This window comes from Brevundimonas abyssalis TAR-001 (assembly GCF_000466985.1).
GTDB lineage: Bacteria > Pseudomonadota > Alphaproteobacteria > Caulobacterales > Caulobacteraceae > Brevundimonas > Brevundimonas abyssalis.
This window is the reverse complement of sequence record NZ_BATC01000082.1, coordinates 1-9,489: the sequence shown is the minus strand read 5'-3', so window position 1 is coordinate 9,489 and position 9,489 is coordinate 1. Positions and strand designations below refer to the sequence as shown.

Here is a 9,489-nt window from a genome sequence, read left to right as displayed (position 1 = left end):
CGGTCCTGCGCCCTTCCCCGCCTGCCTGCCCCGGGCCAGCCCCCCGCCCCGTCGCAACCGGCGCAGACCGCCGTTCTCGATCCCGCGGATGCGGACATCCTTCGCGCCTTCGCCGCCGAAGGCCTTCCGGCGCCGGCCCGGGGCGCCTCTGAACGGGAGGTGGCCGACTGGCTGGACCGGGTCATGGCCGTGGACGCAAGCCCGGAGCGCCGTCCATGACCGATCCGTCGCCCCCCGGCCCCTCGCGCGGCGACCGCGCGGCCAACCACATCAGGCCGGCGCGGGCGCGCGCGGGGGAGACCGTCACGCGCTCCCTGCGCAAGGGCGACCTGCCACGGGAGGTGGCGGACCGCTATCTCATCGAACGGGACCTGCAGGGCCGGGCCGAACGCTTCTACCGGGATCACCGCACGCCGGATCCGGCGTTTCGGGACACAGGCCGGCGGCTCAGCGCCGGGCGGACCTATCCGGACACGGTGGCCGACATGCTCAAGGTCGCGCAGCACCGGGGCTGGACCCGGCTGAAGGCGGAGGGGGACGAGGCCTTCCGGCGGGAGGTCTGGGTCCAGGCCCGGGCCATGGGTCTGGAGGTGCAGGGCTACAGGCCGCGCGAGCGTGACCACCGGGCCGCCGGCCTGCCCGCCCCCATGGCGCCCGAGGAGCGGCTCCGCCGCGCCGCCATGGTCGTGCGCACCCTCATCAACGATCAGGCCGTGCAGGCCCGGCTGATCGAGCGGGCCGCCGTGCGCGCCGGCCTGACCCGCGATGCCATCGACAGGGTCGCCCGGCCGGATCGGTCCCGCGAGCGTGCGGGACGCTGACGGGGCCGCAACGCTCAGCTCAGTGATCTGAACCTGCCGTCGAAACATCGACGCCCTCGAGGACCGCGCGGCCGAGTGCAGGTGATGTGTAGCGGCCCTGGACGGCATCTGCAGCCCATTGCGACAGGTTGCCGACGACCACCGTTTGATCGGCGTCGGCATGGAGATGCACAGCGAGCCGCATCCTGCTGCGCAGCCAGACGGTCTGGGCGACGTCGCGCATGCAGAATGCAGGATGGCCACCGCCAGAATCCGCCCGTCGTGCGTAAGGACCACAGCGCCTTTTTTCATCGCATGAATGAGCGCGGCACGCCGTGAAACGATAAAGCTCCCCAAACATCACGGGCGTGTCAGGCGGCCCGCCCAGCACGGCCGCGGCCTGAACTCGAACAGGTCCCCGCGTATGGAGATAGGCGGCCTGGCGATCACCTAGAAACCGCTCCAGCGCACGGTCGAAGGCAGGATCCCGGACGATCTCATTCGTTGTGCGGCAAGCACCGGGATCGAAGAGCGCACAGGATCCTGGCGGCGTCTGGCCCGAACTTGCACCGGGTCAAATCGCCAACGCCAGAAGCAGGGCGAAAATGTTCCAGTCCCTGGGCATGCGAAACCCGTTCTGCCGGGCGCGACCATGGCAGGCTGGTCGAACGGCCGCAACGGGACCGGTGCGGTCATCCGCGACCCACATCGGGGGTGCGCGGCAAGGACATGAGCAGGATCGATCAGGGCGATGAGGACATTGGCGTCCGGCGATCAGGTCACGGCAGCGCGTCGCGCAGCGCGTTGACCGTCTCCGATGCGACAACGGCCTTGCGGTCGTTCATCGGCAGCAACGGGACGCCGTTGCGCACGGCCAAAGCCCGCGGACGATGCAGGACGCGGCGGGCCAGGTCGGACACGACATCGCCGAGACTCTTGTGCTGCTTAAGGGCGATCGCCCTGGTCGTACGCATGTCGCAACCGTCGCCAATATCACGCATCACCCATCAACTCTTGATCGAACGACAGAGCAAAGAGGCTCATGCTTCAGCGTGTCGGCGTGCATGAACGTACGAACCCTCCGCAAGGTATCGCATCCACGCCAGGTCGATGGCCACCCACTGACGGGTGAGCTCCACGAAGCGGGGCGTCAGGCGCACCATGCGCCCCCCCCGGGTCTGACCTTTCACCAGCCCGAGATCCTCGCCCATCTGCAGGACGTTGCGCACATGGGCGCGCGAGACGCCGAAACGCGTGTAAAGCTCGGACGCCGGCGCACGGGCCCATGCACCGAGCGAAGGGTCTTCCCGCAGGGTCAGCATCAGGTGGGACAGGATCAGGTGGCCGAAATCCCGCTGAAGGAAGGCGGTGATCTCCGGGATCAGTTCGAGATTGGTGAAGCCCTCGCGCTCGTAGGTCTCCACAGTCACCCGGGCGACGTTCTCCACCACGCCGGGGTAACGCGCCAGTTGGTCAGGCGGCAGGGACAGGGGGGCCGCCCCTGCACGCCGTTCCTGCCTCCGAACTGGATGCGTGAGTGCAATACAGGACGATCGATCGAGATGGGTGTTGCCCCGCCCCGAGTCCGCAGTTCACTCCCATACTGTGAAGCTCCTGCGAAGGTGCGCAAGGGGTGGAGGGCGGACATGGCCTTCGCTACACTAATCCACGTGTAGGGACACTGCTTTCCATGAGAGTTCTGGCGTTTGGCGGCCTGCTGGCGACTATCGCCCTAACGATCTGCGTCGGGTTCTTCGCATTGCTATACCAGCCGCCGCCGGTCTGAGGCATCGTGACCGTGCTGTCGGTCGTTTTCTATGTGGTGGCGTTAAATCAAACCCGGCCGCTTTTTTTCGCCATTGCCGGTCGCGTTAGCGGGCGGCACCGGCTTAGCGTTATCAGCGATCCTTTGGCTGAGCGCAGTCCAATCGAGTTTTAGCGGCCCCTCAACGTCGTGGGCGGCTTTCCTCTGGGCAGTGGCATATCTGACGGCGACATGGGCGCTACTCCTACTGGGAGGGGCACTCTTAAGGGCGACGTTTGTTCGTTGAAGCCAGGCAGACGCGCCACTGTCGCCGGGCAACCCAAAGGTCCGCTAAGGGTGGTTAGCGGACGTTGTCTCAGACAGTGAAACAGACATCGGATTAGCCCGCTCCGGTCACACAAGAACCCGTTCCAGTCACACAATAAATTTGGGCGGGGCTCGTGGGGCTAGTGGGTTGAGCCGCCCCGCCCACCGACTAAAAGGGGCGGAGGTAAACCTTGGTAGTATTTTATGGCCCAGCAGCTGGATCGCCTGACAGACCAAGAACGGCATTTGTTGAGGCTTCTTGCTCGAGGACATACAGCGAAAACCATCGCTAATTCCGAGGGCCTGTCCATCAATGTCGTCAACGAACGATTGCGCTCGGCGAGACGAAAGACTGGCGCGGTCAGCAGCCGAGAACTCGCGCGGCTGATCGGCGGGCATGATGAGTTGGCCCGTCAAAAAAATCGTAACAAATTTTTTGACGTTGAAGGCACCCCGTCCAACGACAAACCCTTCCAGCCAAGCCCTGCGGGTGGCGTAGGGGCAAAGGTTGTTTGGGGATCAGCGATGGTCGTTGGAATTCTGGTGGCCGTGGGCATCGCAGCCTACTTCACAAGCGGGACAGAAAGCCCCGCTCGCAAGGCACAACACTTTCCAGTGCCCGTTACAGGCGGGGATTCTACAACCCGCGAATGGCGCGTCATGTCCGCTTCTTCCACGGTGCCCGCCATAACCTATCTTGTGCCCTCAACGGAAAACTCACGCGTCTCTATTCCAACTGTCGTCCTCTCATGCCGGTCGGTTTCGCTTCATGTGAGAGTGCGAGGTTTCACTCCCGAAAACTCTTGGCCTCAACCTCCGCTCACGACCCGGATCGGCGCGGCGGAACGAATGGGCTCTCCCGAGGTGAACGCTTCTGGTGAAAAGCCGGCATTAGGATACGCGTTCGCAATCGCTGATGAGGTGCTTGAGCCGCTGGCTCAAGGCGAGGCGATCTCGTTCGAGTTCAATGGGACGACTGTTGCTGTGCCAACCATCCCTGAAGAGATGCGAGAGCAGTTCGTTGAGCGATGTGGGGGCCTCGTCCACCCCGGCATGCGGCGGCGGGGAGCCGCAAGCGACCGCGTTTATTAGTCTGCGCGCCAGTCCAGCTCGGTTGATTTGCATCGCCTGAGCGTTCTTGGTGCTGACCTTGGCGACGTCCAAAACGGGTCGGCTGCGGTCATCCGCACCCCCACATCTTGGTGCGCAGCAAGACGACGGGGGCAAGGGCCCGTGAGGGGCCGCCGGCGTCAGACCGTGTCGGGAATCACCTGAAACCCGCCTTGCCGCCCTTCACCGTCTTGACCGATAGGCGACGATCGAATGTCGCCAGCCGCCCGCCGTGCGCGATTGCGAGCCTGAGCAGACAGTGTCCGTGACCCGTGCATGCGGGAAAGCCCAGCCTCGCAACCCGGAACGAGGTCCGGGCCGACGTGTCTCGGTCACCTCTCAGAAGGAGGCCCCTTTGCGCCGATTAGCGCCCTGCTCGCCCGGCCGGTCAGTCCTCGTGGGGCCGGATGACGTGGTCCAGGGCGTCGCCCCGGCTCTCCAACGGCCCGACCCAGCCGTCATCATCGGGCCCGATGCCCCACCAGGCGCCGGTCTCGTCCTGGCGGATCGCCCCGACCGTGCGGCCGCAGACGATGATGCGCTCCTCTCCCGGCAGCAGAAACGCCATTCAGACGCCCCCGGCCCGTCTGGACAGCAATTCCCCAGAGGACCGGCGAAGCCGCCTCATCCCTGATCGCTCCGAAAAGCCCGGCCCCGGTCCCCCAGCAGATTCCAGCCCGCTATGGTGGGCCGATGGCCGCGCCCGGTGCGTTCAGCCAGGCCGAGCACCATCAGCCGGGCGCTGCGCGCCCGGTCTTCGGTCCGGTCGGGGTCCACCAGGTCGAGCAAGGCGTCGACTCTCTCTGCGTCGGTCACTCAAAATCCGCGAGGCTGTTTTCGGAAAGCCGCTAGGTGCCCGCAGACGGCGCGGCTGGCAAGTCTGGCCCGAGCGCCGCCGCGGCGGGCGCGAGTCGCTCCATCCGGCGCCGCCAGCCCGCCCGCTGGATCTCCGATCTGGAGACCGTGTAGCCCGCCGCGGCATAGGCGGCGCGCAGACTGCCATAGCGCTGGGAGACCGCGCTGGGCGACGGCAGGGTTGCGGCGTCGCGGATCAGGTGGTGGCTGAGATAGCCGTGCGCCTCATAGAGGGTCCGCAGGGCGGCGGTGACCTCACCCAGGGTGGCGATGCGCAAACCCTTCAACTTCCACCGCGAGGCCGTGGGCGGATTGAAGCCGATCATCCTGAAGGCCTCGGCCAGGGTCCCGAAGGCCCGCACATAGGTTTCCGCCCTGGGGGTGTAGGGGCAGGCGTCGATGGCCCGGCGGGTCAGGCCGCCGCGCTCGGTGCGGAGACGCTTGAGACGGGTCAGCATTTCGGCCCGGGTCAGCTGCTCGCCGCGCACCTTGGCGTCCAGCCTTGCGGCGACCCGATCGAACATGGCGCGGGTGACGATGGGGGCCATGACCCTGATCCTGACCCATTCGGTTTGCGGCCGTTCGACCCGCCGGCCTTTCAGGGGAACGGACGTCTTGCCCCACACCCAGTAGCCGATGGCCAGTTCATTGCGCAGGACGGCCCGAACCTTGGTCCCGTCCCAGGGATTGTCCGTGCTGGACGGGATCTTGCGGCGGTTCAGCCGCTGGGCGATCTCGCCCATGGCCAGGCCTTCCTGGTCGAACATCCGGAAGATCCAGCGGGTGGTCCGCACCTCCCGCTTCGGCCCCCGCACCAGATAGGTGCGCCAGGACCGCACCGCCTTTTGCTCGCCCTTCTCCAGGATGCAGACTGTATTGCCGTCGGGATCCCTCAGTTCGCGTCGGATGCCGTAGGGCGGGGGCGCGCCCAGCAGACAGCCGCTGGTCATCTGGCGGCGCTTGGCCGAGCGGATGCGGTCCGAGAGCTCACGACTGTACTCCGCAGCCATGACCCGCTTCAGGTGCTTGACGATGGTGCTGGCGGGCGCCCCGTCGTTGGCGAACCCTTCGGCGCAATAGATCACCGCCACCCCCGCCTCCCGGCACAGGAATTCATAATGGGCCGCCTGATCCGGATCCTGGAACCGCCCCCAGCGGCTCACGTCCAGCACCAGGACCGCATCGTAGTCGGAGTCCCCGGACAGCACATCGGCCAGCAGGCGCTTGAGCCCGGGCCGGCCGTGCAGGGTCAGGCCGCTCTTGCCCGCATCCTCATAGGTGCGGACGATGTCGTAGCCTTCGGCCAGGGCGAAGCCGGCGATGCCCGCGGCCTGGTTGCCGAGGGAGTATCGCTGATGGTCCGTCGACATCCGCAGATACTGGGCAGCGCGCTTCATGGGTCCCGCCTGGAGCTGATCTAGCAAATCCGCGGGCCTCGCGCACTCCATACGGCGGCGGATGTTCGCGGAGGGCTGTGGGATCGGAGCTCCGGTCACGGATGACGGGCCCGGTCAGGAAAGCGGGACCCGCGCCAAGAGGCGGCGCTCCGCCCGGCTCGGGTAAGCAAGCGGAGCGCCGCCGCCGGCCAGGAAAGTGAGTGGTGGCCGACGGCGCATATGAGGTCGTGCTGCAGCGCCTGTCGAGTGTCCCCATGCCGCCTGCACCGTGAGGGCGGGCGCAGCCACTTCATGACCCGCCGCTTCGACCGGACCCCGGACGGCCGCAAACTGCACATGCAGTCGCTGGCGGCGCTTCGGCATTTCGACTTCAACGCCGCCGGCGCCTACAGCTATGAACAGGCGGTGGAGACCATCCGCCGCCTCGACCTTCCCGCCGCGGATGTGGAACAGCAGTTTCGTCGGGCTGTCCTGAACCTGCTGATCCGCAACCAGGACGACCATGTGAAGAACATCGCCTTCCTCATGGACCGGTCGGGCGCCTGGCGCCTCTCGCCCGCCTTTGACGTGGTCTATGCCTACAATCCCTCCGGCGACTGGACGAGCCGTCACCAGATGAGCCTCAACGGCAAGCGCGACGGTTTCGACCTGGAGGATCTGGCGACGTTCGGCGCCTTTTGCGGATTCAAGCGAAGACGCACCCTCGGCCTCGTCGGCGAAATCGCCGACCGGGTGCGGAACTGGCCGGCCTACGCCGCCGAGGCGGGCGTTCCCGAACGGGATGTGAAACGCATTGAAGCCGGCTTGCGGCTCCAGATCATCCCGCCGTCAGTCCGCTGAGGCGAAAGACGGCCAAGGCTCGCCTCGCTTCCCAACCGACGGATCAGGCCTTGGGCTTGCGCCCCGGCCTGACGGGTCGGCGCACGCCCTGACCGAGCCCCATGGACCTGGCCAGGTCGGACCGGGCCTTGGCGTAGTTGGGCGCCACCATGGGATAGTCGTGCGGCAGACCCCATTTGGCCCGGTATTCCCCTGGCGTCAGACCATATTTGGCGGACAGGTGGCGCTTGAGCGACTTGTACCGCGACCCGTCCTCGAGACTGATCAGATAGTCCGGGGTGATGCTCTTGCGGATCGGCAACGCCGGGACAAGCGGCTCGGGCTCCGGCTCGGCGCCGGACGACATGCCGGCCAGCGCCCCGTGCACGCCGGAGATCAGGGCGGCCAGCCCCTCCGGCGCCACCGTATTGTTCGACACATAGGCTGAGACGATGTCGGCGGTCATGCCGACCAGATCGGTTTCGCTGGGGGTTTCGTCCATGGATCCTGGCCTCCGGGGCGCGGCTAAGCTGAGCGGCCACGTTGCATGAACGCCATGGGCATGGGAACCGCGCCGCATCAATAATCCGCTGGGCAGCCGGCGCCGGAGTCATCATCGACCTTCCGGGCTTTTATCGGCGCCGCCCCGGCGCGTCTCGGCTGCGATCGGACAGTCGGGACAACTGCTCCTCCCGCGTCGCCACCTTCGGCAGGCGCCGCAGATGATCCATCAGGGCGGCGCCCAGCGCCCGGTCCTCGGCGCGCTCTGAATGCGACAGGGCGACGGCTTCGGCCGCAAGGGCGCGACGGATCCTGGTCTGCCGCTCACGGATCGCCGCTTCCCAGGGCGTCGCCCGTCCGGGGTTTGAGGACGCCTGCCGCCAGGCGCTCACCATGACCCGGGGCGCCGGCCCCGGCCCCGCCGCGAAACGCTCCCGCATCTTCCGCACCGGCGTTCGCTCCGCCTTGCGCGTCACGCCGCGCGCCCGGCGCGGACTGGCCTCGGCCTCCACGCCGCGATCGCGCAGGGCCTTGGCGAAGCGCCGGCGCCAGACCTCCAGATCGGCCTTGCGCGGATTGAGACGCCCGCCGTCCGACCCCAGGGCCCGCACGGTCAGGTGGACGTGGGGATGCCCGCCCTCGTCATGCAGGGCGAACACATAGGGGAAGCGCTCGCCGAAGGCTCGGTCGCGAAGGCCCGCGCGGCGTCGTGAAGCCGCATGGGATCGGTCCCCTTGGGCATGCTCAGGACGATGGACCGGGACAGGGGGCTGTCGCCCCGCCGGCCAGGCGACATGGCCGCTTCCGCCGCCCAGTCCGACGCCAGAGCCTGCACCGCCGCCCGCCCCTCGAACCGCGCCCCGTCCGATCCCTCCAGCGTCAGCTCGCCGTTGCGGCTGATGTAGTCTAGGTGCCGCTTCAGGTGGCCTCCGTCCCGCGTTTTCCCCGTGACCTTGACCATGACCTCCGGCGCCCGCCGGATGATCCGGGCCAGCTGTCCGTAGGCGGCGGCGTCCCCGGCCCGGCCCGGCGGCCGCAGCACCGGCCGGGTGATCCGCGCCCGGCGCACATCCACCGGCGGCCGCAGGGCGTCCTCGAACCCCAGGGGTCGACGGAAGTCGCTCACGGGTCCGCCGACCAGTAGGCCAGGTTGCCGGCGAAGGCCGCGTCCAACCCACGCACGTGGGCCCGGATCTCGGTGGCGAAGGCGGCCAGTTGCGCCGTCTCCAGTTCCAGCACCGCGCCTCCAGAACCGCCGTGTTCAGGGCCCGGGCGATCTGGTTGATGTTGACGCCGATCCGGTTGAGCTCGCGGCGAACCCCGATCAGGGCGATGGCCTCCGGCGGGGTCAGCTGCAGACCGCCGTGCAGGCGCCGCCGGATCAGGGCCGCCGCCCACTGGGTGCGCAACAGCCCGGTGCGGGCCGCCTCGGCTTCTAGGGCGGCCATGTCCGCCTGCGGCAACCGCAAGGTCAGCTTGACGGACTTTTCGCCCGACCACCCGGGTTCCCGCCCCGGCGCCGCCGCCGCCGCCGGCGACGAGGCCTGGGCGGCCGCCTCCATGAGGCTGCGCAGATAACGGGACCGGCCGCCGCGCGGGGCCGCCGCCGCGTCGAAGCGGCGGGCCAGGTCGGGCGGGAGGCGAAGGGTGAGGCGGTCCATGGGGAAGCGAGTTTCGTCAGACATTGCCGGCGCAAAGCCTATCCTGCCCTAGACCGCGATCCCCTTCGCCCCGCAGGCCTACGGGGCTCCCCGCCCTCCCCTCGGCGGCCGTCTCCGGCCGCTCGCCCGCCGCCCTCAGGCGCCCCAGCCGAGGGCGGCTTCCCCTCCACAACAAGAGTCGGCGGCGCACAGTCGTGCGCCGCCTCCGCACCCAGCGGCGGTCTCGTTCGGCCCCGCGCAATTGTGAGACCAACGGCAGCCTTCCTTCGGGCGCG

The 9,489-nt window shown here is 68.0% G+C and carries 12 protein-coding genes and 2 pseudogenes; 5 read left to right on the top strand and 9 right to left on the bottom strand.

Features of this window, described 5'->3' with window-relative positions:
• Both MBEBAB_RS16620 and MBEBAB_RS13890 read left to right on the top strand, forming a co-directional pair.
• Window positions 1–219 (top strand): annotated as a pseudogene (locus MBEBAB_RS16620) (hypothetical protein); the annotation flags it as partial.
• Window positions 216–821 carry an LPD7 domain-containing protein gene (locus tag MBEBAB_RS13890; protein ID WP_021698620.1) on the top strand — a complete coding sequence of 202 codons (606 nt, stop codon included), beginning with the start codon at window positions 216–218 and terminating at the stop codon, window positions 819–821. The pseudogene MBEBAB_RS16620 and the gene MBEBAB_RS13890, both read left to right, overlap by 4 nt.
• 19 nt (window positions 822–840) lie before the next feature.
• On the opposite strand, the gene MBEBAB_RS13885 is transcribed toward MBEBAB_RS13890, so the two are convergent.
• The 3 genes from MBEBAB_RS13885 to MBEBAB_RS13875 form a co-directional block, all read right to left on the bottom strand.
• Entirely contained in the window at window positions 841–1,044 is a 204-nt protein-coding gene (locus tag MBEBAB_RS13885; protein ID WP_045319414.1) for a hypothetical protein, read from the bottom strand.
• Between the two features lie 535 nt (window positions 1,045–1,579).
• A complete protein-coding gene (locus MBEBAB_RS13880; protein ID WP_045319413.1) occupies window positions 1,580–1,801 on the bottom strand; it encodes a hypothetical protein in 222 nt (73 codons plus the stop codon).
• 39 nt (window positions 1,802–1,840) lie between these two features.
• Entirely contained in the window at window positions 1,841–2,251 is a 411-nt protein-coding gene (locus MBEBAB_RS13875) for an eS19 family ribosomal protein (RefSeq protein ID WP_021698618.1), read from the bottom strand.
• An 824-nt stretch (window positions 2,252–3,075) separates the two neighbouring features.
• Between MBEBAB_RS13875 and MBEBAB_RS15885 the strand changes: the two genes are divergently transcribed.
• Entirely contained in the window at window positions 3,076–3,963 is an 888-nt protein-coding gene (locus MBEBAB_RS15885; RefSeq protein WP_200865130.1) for a helix-turn-helix transcriptional regulator, read from the top strand.
• A gap of 406 nt (window positions 3,964–4,369) precedes the next feature.
• Here the strand turns inward: MBEBAB_RS15885 and MBEBAB_RS13870 are convergent, their stop codons facing one another.
• Genes MBEBAB_RS13870 through MBEBAB_RS13860 form a run of 3 tightly spaced genes read right to left on the bottom strand, consistent with a single transcriptional unit; the run spans window position 4,370 to window position 6,233 of the window.
• A complete protein-coding gene (locus MBEBAB_RS13870) occupies window positions 4,370–4,549 on the bottom strand; it encodes a hypothetical protein (protein ID WP_021698617.1) in 180 nt (59 codons plus the stop codon).
• Between the two features lie 56 nt (window positions 4,550–4,605).
• Window positions 4,606–4,797 (bottom strand): hypothetical protein, encoded by a 192-nt coding sequence (locus MBEBAB_RS13865; RefSeq protein ID WP_021698616.1) that lies wholly within the window; start codon window positions 4,795–4,797, stop codon window positions 4,606–4,608.
• A gap of 32 nt (window positions 4,798–4,829) precedes the next feature.
• Window positions 4,830–6,233 (bottom strand): recombinase family protein, encoded by a 1,404-nt coding sequence (locus MBEBAB_RS13860; protein ID WP_021698615.1) that lies wholly within the window; start codon window positions 6,231–6,233, stop codon window positions 4,830–4,832.
• Between the two features lie 219 nt (window positions 6,234–6,452).
• Here MBEBAB_RS13860 and MBEBAB_RS13855 point away from each other — a divergent pair, with 219 nt between their 5' ends.
• A complete protein-coding gene (locus MBEBAB_RS13855) occupies window positions 6,453–7,073 on the top strand; it encodes a type II toxin-antitoxin system HipA family toxin (protein ID WP_081703547.1) in 621 nt (206 codons plus the stop codon).
• A gap of 43 nt (window positions 7,074–7,116) precedes the next feature.
• Here the strand turns inward: MBEBAB_RS13855 and MBEBAB_RS13850 are convergent, their stop codons facing one another.
• The 3 genes and pseudogenes from MBEBAB_RS13850 to MBEBAB_RS17790 all read right to left on the bottom strand — a co-directional run.
• The gene (locus MBEBAB_RS13850) at window positions 7,117–7,554 is read right to left on the bottom strand and encodes a Ros/MucR family transcriptional regulator (protein WP_021698613.1); all 438 of its coding nucleotides are present in this window, start codon (window positions 7,552–7,554) and stop codon (window positions 7,117–7,119) included.
• Window positions 7,555–7,684: 130 nt separating this feature from the next.
• Window positions 7,685–8,731, bottom strand: coding sequence for a relaxase/mobilization nuclease domain-containing protein (locus tag MBEBAB_RS18810; RefSeq protein WP_507725563.1), 1,047 nt, complete (start codon window positions 8,729–8,731; stop codon window positions 7,685–7,687).
• A gap of 102 nt (window positions 8,732–8,833) precedes the next feature.
• Window positions 8,834–9,001, bottom strand: a pseudogene (locus MBEBAB_RS17790) (plasmid mobilization relaxosome protein MobC); the annotation flags it as partial.
• On the opposite strand from MBEBAB_RS17790, the gene MBEBAB_RS17785 reads away from it, so the two are divergent.
• Window positions 8,955–9,131: a hypothetical protein gene (locus MBEBAB_RS17785; protein ID WP_242397179.1), complete on the top strand. Its 177-nt coding sequence runs from the start codon at window positions 8,955–8,957 to the stop codon at window positions 9,129–9,131. The pseudogene MBEBAB_RS17790 and the gene MBEBAB_RS17785 sit on opposite strands and share 47 nt — an antisense overlap.
• The last annotated feature ends 358 nt before the right edge of the window (window positions 9,132–9,489 follow it).

What these genes read in the sequence shown, in the direction of transcription:
- MBEBAB_RS13850 (WP_021698613.1), bottom strand. Translation starts at nt 7,554, where the DNA reads ATGGACGAAACCCCCAGCGAAACCGATCTGGTCGGCATGACCGCCGAC.
- MBEBAB_RS13870 (WP_021698617.1), bottom strand. Translation starts at nt 4,549, where the DNA reads ATGGCGTTTCTGCTGCCGGGAGAGGAGCGCATCATCGTCTGCGGCCGC.
- MBEBAB_RS13890 (WP_021698620.1), top strand. Translation starts at nt 216, where the DNA reads ATGACCGATCCGTCGCCCCCCGGCCCCTCGCGCGGCGACCGCGCGGCC.
- MBEBAB_RS15885 (WP_200865130.1), top strand. Translation starts at nt 3,076, where the DNA reads ATGGCCCAGCAGCTGGATCGCCTGACAGACCAAGAACGGCATTTGTTG.
- MBEBAB_RS13860 (WP_021698615.1), bottom strand. Translation starts at nt 6,233, where the DNA reads ATGAAGCGCGCTGCCCAGTATCTGCGGATGTCGACGGACCATCAGCGA.
- MBEBAB_RS13880 (WP_045319413.1), bottom strand. Translation starts at nt 1,801, where the DNA reads ATGCGTGATATTGGCGACGGTTGCGACATGCGTACGACCAGGGCGATC.
- MBEBAB_RS13885 (WP_045319414.1), bottom strand. Translation starts at nt 1,044, where the DNA reads ATGCGCGACGTCGCCCAGACCGTCTGGCTGCGCAGCAGGATGCGGCTC.
- MBEBAB_RS13855 (WP_081703547.1), top strand. Translation starts at nt 6,453, where the DNA reads ATGAGGTCGTGCTGCAGCGCCTGTCGAGTGTCCCCATGCCGCCTGCAC.